Origin of the sequence: Natrialba sp. SSL1 (assembly GCF_001861355.1) — an archaeon.
Classification (GTDB): Archaea; Halobacteriota; Halobacteria; order Halobacteriales; family Natrialbaceae; genus Natrialba.
The window spans coordinates 1-15592 of record NZ_MASN01000056.1 but is presented as its reverse complement, the minus strand read 5'-3'; the positions used below and the strand labels follow the sequence as shown (position 1 = coordinate 15592).

Below are 15592 nucleotides of genomic sequence, written 5' to 3'. Positions count from 1 at the left end.
TATTATGTGACTATCATCTTCTTCATACGGTATGAGTTTGACCTCTGCCGTTGTTCTCGCTGGAGGTGAAGGATCTCGGCTGCGGCCATTGACAAGCAATCGGCCAAAGCCATTGTTGCCTGCCGCGACACGACCCATCCTTGAACACGTCTTTGATCAGCTAATTGCGGCTGGAATCACGGATATTACTGTCGTCGTCGGATATAAACATAATCGCGTTCAGGCACATTTCGGCTCGACCTATCGAAACGTTCCACTGACGTATGTCGTCCAGGAGCAGCAACTCGGCAGTGGGCATGCCCTGTTAGCTGCTGAATCTGAGATTGATGAAACCGTCTTGGTTGTAAACGGCGATCAGTTCGTCGAGAGTACGATTATTTCTGATGTGCTTGCAGCACACAACGGTGACTCTGTCGGGACACTTGGTGTGCTCACCAAGCTACAGATTGGGTCGTATGGTGGCGTTCTCGTAGGGGATGGTACTGTCGCAGAGATCGTCGAAAATCCACAAGATGACCGTCCATACCAGCTCAACGCGGGAGTGTATGCATTTGAGCCTGAGATTTTTGATGCTATCTATGAAGCTGACCCACAAGCCGGAGAATACTCGCTGACGGATGCAATCAGTGAGTTACTTGACGATTCAGAGGTACAGGCGGCAATCTCTGAGGGGACCTGGGTTGATGCAACCTATCCATGGGACCTCCTCGATATCTCGTTCGAACTACTCGGTTCAGGACACACAGACGAACAATGTGCGGTGACGGTCGCTGAGTCAGCGACCGTTCATGACTCGGCTGTGATTCGTGAACCCGTTGTGATCGCTCCTGACTGTGAGATCGGTGCCGGGGCTGTCGTCGGACCCTATGCCTGTCTTGGCGAGAATACAACCGTTGGCTCAAACGCAGCCATCGAGCGCAGTGTCCTCGATGCAGATACACGAGTCGAAACTGGCGCAACCGTGATTGATTGTGTTACTGGCGTCGGTGTCACTATCGGCCCTGGGACAACGATTCCTGGCGGGCCTGGTGACGTGCGAGTTGGCGACCGTGTCTTCGAAGATGAAGCACTCGGGGCGTTGCTCAGCGATCGTGTTACAGACGATGGCGGCAGTACGTACGTCCCCGGTACAGTGGTTGGCTCTGAGACCACGATCGAAGCTGGCGCAACAGTCCGTGGGACGATTTCGGAGAACACGGAGGTGCGATCATAATGTGTGGCATCATTGGCTATACGGGAACTGAAAACGATGTCCAGGAAGTGTTGATGACTGGTCTCTCAGGGCTTGAATACCGAGGGTATGACTCTGCAGGTCTTGCAATCGCCAACGGCTCACTTGCGGTCCACAAACGTGAGGGAGAGGTTTCGGCCCTCGAGAACGCACTCCCGGAAATGACACTCGATGGGCTGGCTGGTATTGGGCACACCCGCTGGAGCACTCATGGACCGCCATCAGACGAAAACGCCCACCCACACACCGACTGTGAGTCCCGTGTTGCAGTCGTCCACAACGGTATCATCGAGAACTACCAGTCATTACGTGAGGACCTCACAGCAGACGGTCACGAGTTTAACAGCGATACTGATACCGAAGCTATTCCCCACCTGATCGGATCGGCTCTTGAGGCAGGTGTTGCGCCTGAGCAAGCGTTCCGTCAGGCCGTCGATCGACTCGAAGGGAGTTACGCGGTTGCAGCAGTCTTTCAGGGTGAGGAAACGATCTATGTCGCTCGTAATGAGTCGCCACTCGTTCTTGGTGTCGGTGATGATGGACACTACCTCGCCAGTGACGTGCCTGCGTTCCTCGAGTATACGGATCGTGTAATCTACCTTGAAGACGGACAGTTCGCACGAGTGAGTCCCTCTGGAATTATCGTTACGGACGAACAGGGCGCGGTCGTCGACACAGCTATTGATACTGTCGATTGGGATCCTGAAGACGCAGGGAAGTCAGGCTATGACCACTACATGCTCAAGGAGATCCATGAGCAACCGACAGCGCTGCGGAAGTGTCTTCGGGAGCGGGTATCGGAACTCGAGCACGAAATTACGGTCGAGGAGTTAGCCACTCTCGAGTGTTCGGGGCCTGTGCAGTTCGTTGCGTGCGGAACGTCCTATCACGCTGCGTTGTACGGTGCCCGATTGCTCCGTGAGAACGGCATTTCTGCCCAGTGTTTCCTCGCCAGTGAGTATGACGCACAGTCGATCCCAGTTAGCGATGAGACACTCGTTGTCGGCGTGACTCAAAGTGGCGAAACAGCTGATACAATGGGTGCGTTGCGAATGGCAAATCAAGCAGGCGCGACCACGCTCGCACTGACCAACGTCGTCGGTAGCTCGGCTGCCCGCGAGTGTGATCACGTGATGTACATCCGTGCCGGTCCTGAGATCGGTGTTGCTGCAACGAAAACGTTCGTGAGCCAGCAGGCTGCACTAACTCTGCTCTCGAGTGTGCTTTCTGGTGCAGAGTCACCAACGCTCATCAAACAGCTCCGTGGATTGCCGGAGAAACTCCAGCACGTCCTCGATGAATCAACCGCTCAGGAAGTTTCAGCGGAGTTTGTTGATGCTGATGCGTATTTCTTCATTGGCCGGGGCTACAACGCGCCAGTGGCTCTTGAGGGTGCGCTCAAGATGAAAGAGATCACGTACAAGCATGCCGAGGGATTTGCCGCTGGTGAGTTGAAACACGGTCCCCTCGCGCTTGTAACAGAACAAACTCCTGTCTTTGCGTTGGTGACTGGAGACACTGCCGCAAAAACGATCGGGAACATCAAGGAAGTCGAAGCCCGCGGCGCCCCAGTCATTGCGGTGACTGATCGGCCAGCCGAAGTTGGACAGTACGCTTCACATGTACTCGAGGTGCCTACTGCTGGTCCGTATCTCACACCAATCCTAGCAAATGTGCAATTGCAGTTGGTGTCCTACTGGGTCGCTGCTCAACTGGATCGTTCCATCGATAAGCCACGGAACCTCGCAAAGAGCGTCACTGTCGATTAGTAGTGTGTTGAGGTGTACCTCTGACAGCCAGCCCGGGGGTGAACCGGACTGAGGTAGGGTGGTGGATTTGGGAAACGCCCCATGAAGGGACGGTGGATCGATAGCAGATAGGCCAGTGTAGTCTACCATCACCGGTGTTGGATGGCTGCAGTGGCCTAACTCTGCTATGTATTCTGTTTGTCCACACGTTCATAAGTTCACCGGCTTATTATTTTCGATATTCAATCAAATGCCATTATATTTGAGTATATTACTAGTGTTGTAGAAAACCTGAGAGCCCGTGTTCGCTGTTTATACGATGAACAGGCGCAAAACCTCCTATTTCCGCGCTGGCAGAATGTCAATGTCTGTAAATTATCTGGTTGAATTGTCGGTTGACTCAGTCACTGTCGGGTTGCTTTCATTTGGCTGTTCTGAAACTGGGAGTGAAGACTATGACATCCTCCTCGCCGTGAACGGCGCGGTTTCCTCCGTGGGAGTCTCAGCCGGTCTAAGTCCCCCCGGAAGCAATATTCCCGTCACGATGGACGGTACTCGGGTCTGTGCGCTGTTCTTTAGGATGGAGAGAGCGTGGTGACTCCGACCATTCGTGGTCATCCCACTCGAACCGCACGGGCCGTGCCATCGGCCTGACTGCCTGTTCTGTCTGCCGCATTAGGAACGTCTCTGACGCCGTAAGGTCGGCGTGGCTCTCGAACCCACACGGACAGGTGAGTGTGTCCTGTTGCCGCGTCGTTCGGTCTGTCGAACCACACTGCGGGCACTCCTGACTGGTCCACGCTTCTGACCGAACCTCGACCGAGATACCGTACTCCTCAGCGGTACACGCCAGCCGTTCAGTGAATTGCTTGAACGCCCAGAAGTTGTGCGTCTTGGCGTTCGTCTCGACTGACCAGTGCGTCTCGAGGATGTCAGTTAGGCCCCCGATATACACGGTATCGACCCCTTCGGCGTACAGTCGGTCCAGCAAATTACGACACAACGCTTCTTGGGCGTGGTCACGGCGACGGGTGCGCTTGCGGTACAATCGCTGGATACGCTCGCTACTGTACCGACCATCTTCAAGTTTCGACTGTAATTCAGCAATGTGGCGCGTCGTGTCGCGGAATCGCTGGAACAACTTGCGGCCTTCATACAGATATTGTTGGCCGGCCATCGTGGTACAGGCGACGAGATTGTTCGCACCGATGTCCAGAGCGGCCTTCCCGGAAGCCAGTGGAGTCTCCCGTGCATCGTCAGAAACAGTCACGGGTTGCGAAGCCCTGAACGTGCAATCAGTCTCGTCGTACCACAGATCCAACCGGCCCTGTTTCTCGTAGTCGGGCCAGTTCGGGTCGCCAGCGATTTCCAGCTGGAGACGCCCGGTGTGATCGTATCTGTCTTTCAATTCGCTCCCGACCAGTATCTCAAGTCGGGAGCGGTCACCCCACTCGACAGTGTACGAGGTGTTGCGAATGACGGTCTTGAGTTCCCGCCCGTCGTCTTCGTTGCCCCGGAATCCCGGCGGTTCGGGGTGTTCCGTGACCGATGTATTCGAGTCGTCGTGGTACTGCTCTTTGAGTCGGAAGAAGCCACGCCACGCTTCTGAGTTCTTCCGGATCACCTGTTGGGCGGTCGACGCCCCAAGGACGCCTTTGTACCGGCCTTCGAGTCGGCCAGTATCTGCATCCCACACGTCTTCGTCCTCGTAACCGTCTTCATCGTTGTACCGTATGAGGCGTTGGTAGTTGGTTTCGTTCCAGAGAGCGGCAGAAGCGTCCAACAGGTCCCGGAGCAGGTTCTCCCCACCTTCGGAGAGCGGACGCACGGTGAACATGTTGGTACGCTTCATTCGCAGTTTGGTATTCGAGCTGACCCGTGGTGAAGGTCAGCCATCCGCAGTGAAAGTGAATCTGATACCGACTGGTGGAGACTCAGGCCTGCCAGTCCGGTGGTGGTTTGTCACTGGATCTGACGCGATTCACTCCTGCCCTGATCGCTCCTCGGTTCCGACAGGGCGTCGGAACGCTCGTCACTCACGGGAAGGGCGGGATTCTCTCGCTGAATCAAGACCTTATAGGAGTAACGGCTGGTTGGCACAGCCAGCGACGTTCCTGTTTGACAAGGAAACTGGTGCGTTTGCACCTCAAGAACAGATCACGTCGTAAACCACAATATCCCAACGGGGGAATCCCACGGCTTCAGCCGTGTGGAGGATGTCAAGTGAGTGGAGATGGAACAGACATGCATGAACGATAGTGCAGAGGGACCGCAAAACTCGGTCGGCAGCGAGGCAACCCCATTTGGCGGTGACGACGTTTTGCCGATTGAGAAACAGCGACGGGCACACCAATTTCTCACGCAAGAAACCCGCTACCACATCATCCAGGCTGTACTTGGGCATCCAAAATACCTGGCGTCACTCGACGAACTCGAATACCTCGTGCCCAAGAATCGCTCCACCATCCGAGAGCATCTTGACCGACTTGCAGAGAAGCAGGTAATGGCGAAGTACACATACCGTGGCGATGCGGGCGAGCACAACGATCCACAGGAGTTCTGGGGATTCACTAGCTACGGGGTCACCCTCTTGGATGAGTACAGCTACCTCCGGTACGTTCCAGTTCTGCGCACTCTACAGGAACATCTCTATCTCACCGCAAAAATCGAACGGCATCAGAATGCGCCACGTCCGGACCTGCCGGAAGACGTCCGCGACGCCCTCAAAATCTCAGAACTCGACGACGAAACTGAGGCAAATATCGATGCAGCGCTCGCTGCTCGAGAACGCGGTGGCGGCCAACTGTTCGATGCACCCCCGACTGAGCCAGACGAAGATGTCGAAACCGAAGAGGGTGCATACCGACCACTCGACGAACTCTTCTAGCAGTGGTTTCGAATTTGTAGACTCTATCTTCCTGCAAGGGGAGAATCCCCCCCTTCAGGGCGGGAGTGAATCCGACAACTCCTACACAGACCACCGTCGATGGCAGGCCGGATATTCAACGCTAATCCCCACCATTAAGTAGGTTTGTCTACATAGGCTATGTATGGCGATTGAGGTCACTCGCACCTACGTTGGTTCCATCCAGAACCACAGACAGGTCTGCGATGGCCTCGACTCGCTCGGAGACGCCGCCTCCAAAATCTGGAATGTCGCACGCTGGACAGCCGACCGCATCTGGGATGCAACCGGCGAAATCCCGGACGAAGGCGTGCTGAAATCGCACATGAAGAACCAGTCGTGCTGGAAAGATTTGAACGCGCAATCCAGTCAGAAAGTCATCGAAGAACTTTCCGACGCTTTCCAGTCATGGTTCGACCTGCGACACAAGTTTGACGAGGCGAATCCACCCGGCTACCGCAAACACGGCGACGAACGCCCCCGTAGTACGGTCACGTTCAAAGAAGACGGCTTCAAACACGACCCCGAGAACAACCGCGTCCGACTCAGCAAGGGGAAGAACCTCAAGGAGTATTGGTCAGACTTCCTGCTCTGCGAATACCAGATACGACCCGACGTTGACCTCTCAGAAGTCAACAGCGTGCAGAACGTTCGGGCCGTCTGGAACGGCGACGAATGGGAGCTGCACTTCGTCTGCAAAGTCAGCCTCGAAACGAACGACTCAGCAGGCGAAGGCGTGGCAGGTATCGACCTCGGCATCAAAAACATCGCCACAGCCGCGTTCCCAGACGAATACGTGCTCTACCCCGGTAACTCGCTAAAAGAAGACAAGCACTATTTCAAACGTGCTGAGTACGACACTGAGGGTGAGAATGGTCCATCAGAGAAGTCGATGTGGGCACGTCGGAAACTCGCAGATCGCGAGACGCACTTCTACCACACGCTGACGGACACCATCATCACCGAGTGTGTCGAACGCGGTGTGGGTACACTCGCGGTGAGTTGGCCTGAAGACGTGCGAGAGTCTGATTGGGGGAAGACCGGCAACAAGAAGTTGCACTCGTGGGCGTTTGACCGCATCTACCAGTACCTCGAATACAAAGGCGAGATCCGTGGCGTTGAGGTGCTGAAAGAGAACGAGTGGGACACCTCGAAGACCTGTTCGCGGTGTGGTGACGACACGAAGTCGAACCGTGTCGAACGTGGGCTGTACGTCTGCTCGTCGTGTGGGTTAGTCGGGAACGCGGATTGCAATGGGGCGGAGAATATGCGCCAGAAGATAACTCCGAGTCCTCATGGAGAGGATAGGAGTAACGGCTGTGTGGCACAGCCATCGACATACTTGTTCGACCGCGAGAGCGGGATGTTTCGCACGAGAGAGCAAGTCGTGTCGTAGACCGGCAAATATCCCACCTGCGGTACGGGAAGCCTCGCCGTCGTCGGGCTCTGCCCGACTGCCTGAGGGATCTTTGATCCCTCTCCGTTTACGGCGAGGAGGATGTCACTCACGTCTTTCTTTGGAAATGACTGTACGCCCCCACCCCTCGTTTCCGCTCCATAGCCTCACAACAGTGAGTAGGACCCCAGATGTCAGAATGTGGAACAGGCTAAACTCACAGAAGGGGGAGTAGAGAGTCTTAGAAGAGATTTCTCTGGGAGAGTATATAAAAACAGAGAAGTACCACAATAACTGGTACCCATCGAAGTTCTGCGGATGTAGCTAGAGGCCTCCTATTCGCTCTCTATTCGAATATCTGCTCCATCTATAGTACATGCATATATCACTTATACCATAAGATTTATATTATATATGGGGGGGGGGGGGGTGCTCTGATTTCGCACACAAACTCAATCCCCTCGCAGAATCCGTTTCCTCGGTCTCTTTCCCCCACCCCACCTCTTCAGAGCTATGGAGCGGAAATGAGGGGTGGGGGCGTAGCTGTAGTGTTGACAAAATGCTAAAGTACCAATTTCAGCGTTCGCAGGGATTGTAACCCGCCAATCAGACAATCGAAGAATCCGTGAAAACCTTTGGAGCGGAAACGAGGTGTGAAAAGACACACCCACTGGGTTAGGCTGCTGCAGTTGCTTTCTCGAGACGATCACATGTCTGGTCGGTTTCCCCGAGGTGTTCGTCCTGTTCCTCGAGTCGGGCCTCGAGAGTGACCAACCTCTTCAACAAGGAAATCGCGACGGGTGAATCGAAGTACGCGAGCAACAAGCAACGAGATATTCTGGCTAGCCGAGGACCATCCGCAAATCGGCAGTAATACTCATCGCAAATATTGAAACTCAGTGTCCCCCTGAAATGGTGTATTGAATGTTACCCCGCGCACGGTGGCGCGGGGAGTCCTGCTCTCACGAGGGCAGGGTTCCTGTTTCGATGACGTGACTTGCAGACACCTCTCGAAAGTCATCAGCGTCCGTAGCGGTCACAGTCTTCACAGGCGTGTCTTCGGGCCATCCCAGTCCTAACTCAGCAAAGCCGCGCTTTAGGACGTTCATCGCCGCGTTCGCATCCCTGTCCGTCTCGAATCCGCACGACGGACAGGAGTGTTCCCGTACCCAGATGGGCTTCGCTGTCTCCACACCGCACGACGCACATTCTTTGGTGGTGCCTCGCGCTTCGGCCTCTACGACGTGCGTGCCGTACAGGTCGGCCTTGTAGTCGAGGAGTGTGATGAACTGTCGCCACGCTGCATCTTGCTTGTTCCGAGCGTTCCCATCCTCTTGAAGCATGCCAGCGATGTTGAGGTCTTCCACGAAGACGGCATCATACGTTTTGACAAGCCACGTCGTCAGCTTGTGCTGGTAGTCCAGCACTTTCCGCTTGATGTGACGCTTGACCTTCGCCACTTCTCGGCGTTGCTTCTCGTAGTTGTTTGACCCCTTCTCCTTGCGAGACAACTTGCGTTGTTCGCGGCGCAATCGCTCGTACTCGTCTTCGAGATCGAGCCAATCCACGGTCTTGCCATCGCTGGTGTGGATATAGTTCTGGATGCCGAGGTCAATTCCGACGCTGTTACTCGCGTCCAGCGAGTCAACATCGGGTTTCTCGGGGAAGTCAGCATCGTCGGTTTCCAACCCGAAAGAGACGAACCACTCACCGGTCGTCTCCTTTTTGAACGTGACTTCTTTGATGGTGGCGTGGTCGGGAATCGAACGGGAAGACCGGATTTTCACCCACCCGATTTTGCTGAAGCGGACGTATGCGTACTTGTCGTGGCCCCTCTTTTCATCGAGGTCGAAGCCAGACTGGTTGTACGTCACGCTTCGGTACTCGCTGGGTGCTTGCCGCTTGAGCCGACCGACGTTGTACCCTTTCTCTTTGAGTTCGCTTAGGACAGTGAGGTTGTGGTGGAAACGAGCGACGGTGGCTTGTGCGGCTTTCGAGTGAAGTTCCGCGAATACCGTCCACTTGCGTTTCCACTGAGGGAGTTTGTTGTTCTGATCGTACTCGCTCGGCTTGTCGTCTTCGGGACTGTTTGTGTAGTCCCAGCGAACGTGGTTGTAGAGTTGGCGATGAACGTCGAGATGGTGTTCCAGTCGCTCCGCTACCTTACTTGTCGGGTAGGCGCGGTAGCGGTGACTGTATTCCATTGCCATCTGCTGGTTAGGGATATGTTCACTTAATGGTTTTTTCACGAGTTGTCGGCTTCAACCCCGACCACGGTGGGTCGAGGTATTCGCCTCGCTGACCAGTATAAAGAGATTATCGTAGGGGAAGACAGGCCGCTTGGCGTACCCATCGTCATCAAACCGAATAACGCCGAGTGCTTCCAATCGAGTCAGTTCCTCATGGACGTTTTTTTTGTCTCGATCGACAAGGTCGGCAGTTTCACGGATACTTGAGGGTTCTTCTTCACGGATCACCCGAAGCAGCGCATACGTGCGCTCGTTAAAGATCTCTCCTAATACCTTCTCGTTGGGAACAGTGAGCCTGGCGGGTCTGTCAACAGATTCACCCTCTTTCAGCGACTGAATCGCCTCGAGTCCTTCTTCATAGACGTCTGTGCCACCGTCGATCGTCACCAGGAGTACGTTATTTGCAGTCATGAGTTTCAGTCCTCTGTGTCGGGGCCGAATTTCGGTTTCGGAATTTCGTTCCGGAAGCGTTCGTACAGTTCTTCGATTCCTGGAAAGTCGATGGTCTCTGGGTCAGGATCTGGGGCGACGTGGAGTTCGTGTCCCTTCGTATGGCTGTGTTGAATCGCCATATGGCGGTTGAATTCCTGTTTCACGGCACGCTTGATGTTGTAGACGTTCTCGTAGCCTTCTGGCGTCACCAGGTCGCCGTAGGCCGCGAGGTCGACGAGATACAGCGCGGTGTCCGCAGACACCTCATCCCGATACGCATCGAACGCGTCCTTGACCGTCTGGGAATCGCGGGCCGTGAACGGCGTGTTGTCCCAGATCTGCATATCGGTGAAGACGACGATGCGTTCGACGGGCTCACCTCGCTCGCGGAGGTAATCGATTGCCTTCCAGCCGTTCGTCGAGTTCCCGACGTCTTCGTCGATCGCCAACACCGCCGCTTGGCGCTGCAGGACTGGCGTGTCGACGTGCATCGGAACTGTCTGGGAGTCGTCGCCGAACCCGCCGACTTCGGCACCCTGGTCGGCCAGCATCGCACCGAACAACGCACCGATCTCCTTCAGTCGGAGCGTGCTGTTCGCGGACAGCGACTGATCCATCGATCCCGACAGGTCGACCGCGACAAAGGTATCACCGAATCCGCCAGGCACCGTCTCGACCGCGACATCAATTGCGTCTTCGAGCCACTGCTCGATCGTCGGTGCCTGGACATCCGCGTCTTGCAGCGCGGTGTAGGCCTGGTAGTACCGGAACGGGTACAGTGGCGCGTGTCGGACTGCCTCCAGGTCGAGGTGATTCACGACGGTGTCCTCCGGAACGCCGGCTTCGAGTATGTTCCGGAGGTTCCGGATCGACGCGAAGATGGGTAGCGTGTACTCGTCGTCCTCGAGGAGTAGTTCCCAGGCGTCTTGGGTGTTGCCGCGCTCGGAGATGACTGTCTCCCATGTGTTCGGCGCTGGCAACGGGTCGACGTCGGGGTAGTCGTCGAGTCCGCCACGCATGAACCGCTCGAAGAGCGCTTCCTGCTCGGCGTCGACGGGTGTGGGGTGAACGCGGTTGAAGATGTCGTGCAGCGTCACCTCGCGCCGCGACAGATCGTACTTGCCTAGCGTGTAGGCGTCGGCCATCTCCACTAGCGCGTCCTCGATCCCGCGTCGAAGCGGCCACGGTGCAGTTCCACCGAACAGCTGATCGTGGACAGCGAGCGCGGTGGCCGTCTCGTCCATCCGCTGGATGATCGCCGGTGCCCATTCGCGGATGAGCGACTCGGGGGAGTCGTCCTTGAACCGATCGTCGTTGGCCGCCAATACGAGTAGCACTTGTGGGATGTCCCGCAAGTAGAGCTCCTGGCGCGCATAGGCTGCGAGCTTCAGGACGAACTCCGGGTCTTCGTTTGCGGCGGCATCGAACTGGTGAACGACAGCAGCCAATTGCTCGTCATCGGACTCGTAGAACGATCCTTCCAGCAACTGATTGATCGTGCGCTTGTACAATGCGAGTCGAGGGTCGGCAGGCTCGAATGCTTCCCCACCTTCGTAGTTGGTGGTCCGCGTTGCCTCCGCGACCGTTTGCTTCGGCGTGTTGAATTCCATACTATCACCCGGAGCCGCAACAGACGACTCCGATCGCAGCTGCCCACATGTTCTGTGAGCAGCGAGTATCGGGAGAGAAACTTCCCGAACCAGCCTCGCTTCGCTCGGCTGGACGTTCCCGGCACGATTCGAACGTGCGACACCCGGCCTCGAAGGCCGGTGTCCTCGTGAGGGTCGAAGACCCGAACGAGGGCTCGTCAGAGTTCACTCTGACGGTGCTCTGTCCTGACTGAGCTACGGGAACACGAGTGGCCGGACAATTCCTGGAGCGAACGACGGGATTCGAACCCGTAGAGTGCTATCGACGTATTGCTCCAGATCGACGGCCACTGGCGACACGGCGACCGGAAAACTGTCGGAGCGGGATCGGTGTCGAGCGTCCTCTCGTACGCTCTTTGTCCGGGATGTTCTCGATGGACTGCGCCACCGACAGGATTTGAACCTGCGAGTTCCTGGCGAAGTAACGCTCCGACTCGACGGTCGCCGCGTGCGGTCGGGCAACCGGTGGTGCGACGGGCTATGACTCCCGTTGGTGTGCTTTGCGGGCGAAGAAACGCACCACCTCGACGACCACACGCTTGGGGAAAGCCGACCGTGACAGCGTCACGGATCCGTGGCTGCCCGCTATGTCAGACACGGGAAAACGCTGTCAGAGCCAGCCCCCCGAGTGCTCCCGAAGGGAATCGAACCCCTGGCCTCCAGTTTGAAAAACTGGCGTCTCTCGCCAACGGAGACTCCGGGAGCGCTGTAGGGACGAAATCAAGCGCTGAGGTGCGGCGGACACGCACGGATTACTGCAAGTGCTCGAAGCCCTCGAGTTGCCCGTGCGTGAACGTCACTTGATACGTGACGAGTGTCTCGAGATCCTCGAAGGAGTGTTTGAGCTTGAAGCGGCCGTGGTAGTCGTCTCGTTCGATCCAGCCGTCGTGGACTCGATTCAGACTGCCGGCCATGTAGCGAAAATCGTCCTCGTCGACGTCGTCACGGCTCGCGTATGGCCGGTCTTCCGGTGGGACCGCTTCGGTGTGCCACTCCTCTTCTATGAGCCGACCATCCGCCGTAATTCGAAATGTGGTCATGGTCGGTCGATCGATGCTTTTCGTCTGCCAGTCGACGTCCTCGGCAGGATTGATATCCTCTCCGCCCTGAAGGGCGAAGATTCCCGACCGCGTTGGGATATTGTGGTTTACGACGTGACCTGTTCTTGCGGTGCGAACGCACCAGTTTCCTTGTCAAACAGGAACGTCGATGGCTGTGCCAACCAGCCGTTACTCCTATCTCCCCCATCACAGGCGAGACTCGGAGATACTTTCTGTCGAATGTTCTCAGCACCGTTCACGTCTGCGTTCGCCACCGTCCCACACTCATCGCAGACGTACAATCCGCGTTCAACACGGTTCGCGTCCCGCGTGCGACCGCAACTCGAACATGACTTCGACGTATCACGCTCAGACACTTCCTCAACTGTGATACCTTCCATCTCGGCCTTGTATTCGAGCAGGTCGGTGAATCGGTCGAACGCCCACGAGTGCAGGTCGAGGTTGCCGTGTTTGCCCCAGTCTTTCGACTCGCCGCTCACCTCATCCTCACGGATTCCGGAGAGATCGCCCACCACGATCGTTCCAACGCCTTCCGCAACACACCGCCGAACAATGTGCTTGGAGAGTGTGTGGAAGTAGTGAGTACGCCGTCGAGACTTTTTCTGGTTCAGCCGGGTGGCCTGCTCAGAGTCGGAGTCGTCGCACCGAGCAATCCGCTTGCTGAAGTAGTAGTCATCTTGCTTCAGGCAGTTCAGCGGGTACAACTCGCTGTGGCCGTCCTCGTAGGCGAGTGCTGCAAAGTTGTTGATGCCGAGATCGACACCAACGGTCTTCTCACCCGGTGTGTCGGCCACGTCGACCTCGACTTTGCACACGAAGTGCAGTTCCCACTCGTCACCCGTCCAGATCGCTCGTACTTGTTGGACGCTCTCGACTGTGGAGAGGTCAACGTCGAGGCGAGTCTGGTATTCGCAGAGGATGAAGTCTGACCAGTATTCCTTGAGGTTCGACCCTTTCGAGAGTCGAACGCGGTCGTACTGGGTGTCGAGTTTGAAGCCAGCGGCTTTAAACGTGATCGTGCTTCGTGGGTGTTCGCCGCCGTGTTTGCGGTAGCCAGGCGGGTTCGCTCGTGTGTCTCCGTTGCGTCGTTTGCCGTACCAGCCGTTGAACGCCTCAGCGAGTTCTTGAAGGACTCGCTGACTTGACTGAGAATGCAGGTCACCGTAGCGTTCGTGGTTCTTGAGATACGCGGTGAGTTCGTCATGTTCAGGGATGTAGTCGATTTCGTCCCAGACACGACTGATTGTCCACCGTCCGACGTTCCAGAGTTTCGAGGCTGAGAACCCGAGCGAATCGAGGTCGTCAGACACCTGTTGCTGATTCCTGATGGAAGCAGTGTAGGTGCGGGTGACGACCTGTTTCGCCATACGTAACCTATGTAGACAAACCTACTTGAAGATATGGATTGTGTCGCGTGGAATATCCTGCCGTGGCATCGAGCAGTGGTTTGCGTAGGGTATTGTCGGATTCATCCCCGCCCTGAAGGGGCGAGGCTTTCTCCTTGATTCCCCGTAATCCCTTCGGGGTACTCCGGCAGGTGGACGTCGTCGTAGATTTCGACTGTATCGAATAGTCCCATTGTTGTCTTCCATTGCGGGACCAGGAATCGAACCTGGACCTCGGGGACATGAGCCCCGTGGACTGCCATCACCCTATCCCGCAGCACCACAATTCGGAACTCACTCATGGGCATCTCTCATTTCTCCACAGCTGTCCGTCCCTCAGGCTAGTCGGTTGGAAGTGAGAGGTTTCGGACTGTTGGAGAATGCTCCAGCCCGGATTCGAACCGGGGGTTCGGCCGTGAGAGGGCCGTGAGTTTGGCCGCTACTCCACTGGAACACTGGCCTCGCCTGAACGGGTCATCGGCGGAAATCACTTCCCAGTGTCACGATTCAAACCGAGTGCAGTCACCAATCTGCTTGTCTCACCACACGCCGTCGGAGCTTGCTCTGACGAGCCCCTTTTGCGTTACTCACGGGATGTCGGAAGATGCGTATTGCTCAGATCCTGACCCTCGCTTTCGGGGAGAGTGAGTTCACCAGCACCTGGTCACGGCAGGGACGAATGGCGGTCACCTCGTTCCGTGGAAGTATGCGCCGTCCTCGGTGACGCAGATTTCCACGCTTCCAATCGTGTCGATAGACGTTGTTTCACCGAGCGGGACGTGACGGAACGCTTCCTCCTCGCAGGCAGGGCAGACATTCGTTGTCATGACGCCGCGACCCGGATTCGAACCGGGAGACCGATAGCAGACGGCTACGGCATAGCAGGCCGCTGGGTTCCCCAATACCCAGTCGCGGCACAGTGAGTCGACGAGGATTCGAACCTCGGTCCTGTGCGCCCAAGGCACAGATCGTCGTCCGCTGGACCATCGACTCACGGGACTGCCGAGCGTTCGGCAGCTGATTCGCTATCTGTACGACTGTTTCCAACTGTGCAACCGCGACCGAGTAGTCGTGGTTGCGCGTCTCATCGCGGGGGCGTACTTCGGGTGCTCCCGGGAATACCACACCGGCTCATGTAGGTTGCAGACCGTTCCAATTTTCAGTATCTTTCAGTAGTACACCGTAAGAAACGGGTACACTGTTGGACGACTGGGCCGCGTCCATCACTACCATCCGCATTCGACTCGGGCAAGGCGACAGCGGGTGCTATGACAGCCGACCCACCACCAGTGGTCGCCGCTGCCTGTTCAGGTTCGTAGGCGACGATGCCAGATCCGAACGTGAGCCGCGTGCCAGCGTCAGAACTCGCTTCTGACGAGGATCGCAGTCCATCGGACTGCTCACCAGCGGAACGGCCAGCTAGCACGATTTCAGAATCCCCCGTATAGGAGGACGTGAAACCGTGGTCTAACTCGTCCGTCTCGCTGAAGAACACACGAGCAACGTTCAGCGCCCCGATGTAGTCCCGGTCGCCCT

General features: G+C 56.5%; 11 protein-coding genes, 6 tRNA genes and 1 pseudogene. 4 read left to right on the top strand and 14 right to left on the bottom strand.

All coding sequences use genetic code 11. From position 1 onward, the window contains the following. Positions 1 to 31 precede the first annotated feature (31 nt). Both BBD46_RS18765 and glmS read left to right on the top strand, forming a co-directional pair. Positions 32 to 1213: a sugar phosphate nucleotidyltransferase gene (locus BBD46_RS18765; protein WP_071403200.1), complete on the top strand. Its 1182-nt coding sequence runs from the start codon at positions 32 to 34 to the stop codon at positions 1211 to 1213. Then, on the top strand, positions 1213 to 3000 hold the full coding sequence (gene glmS, locus BBD46_RS18760) for a glutamine--fructose-6-phosphate transaminase (isomerizing) (RefSeq protein ID WP_071403199.1): 1788 nt from the start codon (positions 1213 to 1215) through the stop codon (positions 2998 to 3000). Before BBD46_RS18765 ends, glmS begins: the two co-directional genes overlap by 1 nt. A 490-nt stretch (positions 3001 to 3490) precedes the next feature. Here the strand turns inward: glmS and BBD46_RS18755 are convergent, their stop codons facing one another. After that, positions 3491 to 4831 (bottom strand): IS200/IS605 family transposase, encoded by a 1341-nt coding sequence (locus BBD46_RS18755; protein ID WP_071403198.1) that lies wholly within the window; start codon positions 4829 to 4831, stop codon positions 3491 to 3493. 396 nt (positions 4832 to 5227) lie between these two features. Here BBD46_RS18755 and BBD46_RS18750 point away from each other — a divergent pair, with 396 nt between their 5' ends. Beyond that, positions 5228 to 5866, top strand: a complete 639-nt coding sequence (locus tag BBD46_RS18750) for a hypothetical protein (protein ID WP_071403197.1) — start codon at positions 5228 to 5230, stop codon at positions 5864 to 5866. 163 nt (positions 5867 to 6029) lie between these two features. Then, positions 6030 to 7280 (top strand): RNA-guided endonuclease InsQ/TnpB family protein, encoded by a 1251-nt coding sequence (locus tag BBD46_RS18745; protein WP_071403196.1) that lies wholly within the window; start codon positions 6030 to 6032, stop codon positions 7278 to 7280. Positions 7281 to 8242: 962 nt separating this feature from the next. Here BBD46_RS18745 and BBD46_RS18740 read toward each other — a convergent pair. The 13 genes and pseudogenes from BBD46_RS18740 to BBD46_RS22990 all read right to left on the bottom strand — a co-directional run. Then, positions 8243 to 9484, bottom strand: a complete 1242-nt coding sequence (locus BBD46_RS18740) for an RNA-guided endonuclease InsQ/TnpB family protein (protein ID WP_071403235.1) — start codon at positions 9482 to 9484, stop codon at positions 8243 to 8245. 57 nt (positions 9485 to 9541) lie between these two features. Beyond that, on the bottom strand, positions 9542 to 9940 hold the full coding sequence (locus BBD46_RS18735; RefSeq protein ID WP_071403195.1) for a hypothetical protein: 399 nt from the start codon (positions 9938 to 9940) through the stop codon (positions 9542 to 9544). Positions 9941 to 9945: 5 nt separating this feature from the next. Continuing rightward, positions 9946 to 11571 carry a TROVE domain-containing protein gene (locus tag BBD46_RS18730; RefSeq protein WP_216094836.1) on the bottom strand — a complete coding sequence of 542 codons (1626 nt, stop codon included), beginning with the start codon at positions 11569 to 11571 and terminating at the stop codon, positions 9946 to 9948. Between the two features lie 113 nt (positions 11572 to 11684). Then, positions 11685 to 11815 (bottom strand) — tRNA-Arg (locus BBD46_RS22815). A 424-nt stretch (positions 11816 to 12239) separates the two neighbouring features. Further along, positions 12240 to 12315: transfer RNA gene (locus BBD46_RS18720), tRNA-Glu, on the bottom strand. A gap of 47 nt (positions 12316 to 12362) precedes the next feature. Further along, on the bottom strand, positions 12363 to 12650 hold the full coding sequence (locus BBD46_RS18715) for a hypothetical protein (protein WP_216094835.1): 288 nt from the start codon (positions 12648 to 12650) through the stop codon (positions 12363 to 12365). A gap of 107 nt (positions 12651 to 12757) precedes the next feature. After that, on the bottom strand, positions 12758 to 14038 hold the full coding sequence (locus tag BBD46_RS18710; protein WP_071403192.1) for an RNA-guided endonuclease InsQ/TnpB family protein: 1281 nt from the start codon (positions 14036 to 14038) through the stop codon (positions 12758 to 12760). A gap of 224 nt (positions 14039 to 14262) precedes the next feature. Continuing rightward, positions 14263 to 14333, bottom strand: a tRNA-Met gene (locus BBD46_RS22810). Positions 14334 to 14437: 104 nt separating this feature from the next. Continuing rightward, a tRNA-Glu gene (locus tag BBD46_RS18700) sits at positions 14438 to 14510 on the bottom strand. A gap of 232 nt (positions 14511 to 14742) precedes the next feature. Continuing rightward, positions 14743 to 14883, bottom strand: coding sequence for a hypothetical protein (locus BBD46_RS22805; protein ID WP_157969412.1), 141 nt, complete (start codon positions 14881 to 14883; stop codon positions 14743 to 14745). Between the two features lie 2 nt (positions 14884 to 14885). Next, positions 14886 to 14972, bottom strand: a tRNA-Ser gene (locus BBD46_RS22800). 4 nt (positions 14973 to 14976) lie between these two features. Further along, positions 14977 to 15049, bottom strand: a tRNA-Pro gene (locus tag BBD46_RS18695). Between the two features lie 166 nt (positions 15050 to 15215). After that, positions 15216 to 15592, bottom strand: a pseudogene (locus BBD46_RS22990) (transposase); the annotation flags it as partial.

Coding starts and splice junctions, on each gene's coding strand:
- BBD46_RS18740 (WP_071403235.1), bottom strand. CDS start 9,484: ATGGAATACAGTCACCGCTACCGCGCCTACCCGACAAGTAAGGTAGCG.
- BBD46_RS18750 (WP_071403197.1), top strand. CDS start 5,228: ATGAACGATAGTGCAGAGGGACCGCAAAACTCGGTCGGCAGCGAGGCA.
- BBD46_RS18730 (WP_216094836.1), bottom strand. CDS start 11,571: ATGGAATTCAACACGCCGAAGCAAACGGTCGCGGAGGCAACGCGGACC.
- BBD46_RS18715 (WP_216094835.1), bottom strand. CDS start 12,650: ATGACCACATTTCGAATTACGGCGGATGGTCGGCTCATAGAAGAGGAG.
- BBD46_RS22805 (WP_157969412.1), bottom strand. CDS start 14,883: ATGACAACGAATGTCTGCCCTGCCTGCGAGGAGGAAGCGTTCCGTCAC.
- glmS (WP_071403199.1), top strand. CDS start 1,213: ATGTGTGGCATCATTGGCTATACGGGAACTGAAAACGATGTCCAGGAA.
- BBD46_RS18735 (WP_071403195.1), bottom strand. CDS start 9,940: ATGACTGCAAATAACGTACTCCTGGTGACGATCGACGGTGGCACAGAC.
- BBD46_RS18755 (WP_071403198.1), bottom strand. CDS start 4,831: ATGAAGCGTACCAACATGTTCACCGTGCGTCCGCTCTCCGAAGGTGGG.
- BBD46_RS18765 (WP_071403200.1), top strand. CDS start 32: ATGAGTTTGACCTCTGCCGTTGTTCTCGCTGGAGGTGAAGGATCTCGG.
- BBD46_RS18745 (WP_071403196.1), top strand. CDS start 6,030: ATGGCGATTGAGGTCACTCGCACCTACGTTGGTTCCATCCAGAACCAC.
- BBD46_RS18710 (WP_071403192.1), bottom strand. CDS start 14,038: ATGGCGAAACAGGTCGTCACCCGCACCTACACTGCTTCCATCAGGAAT.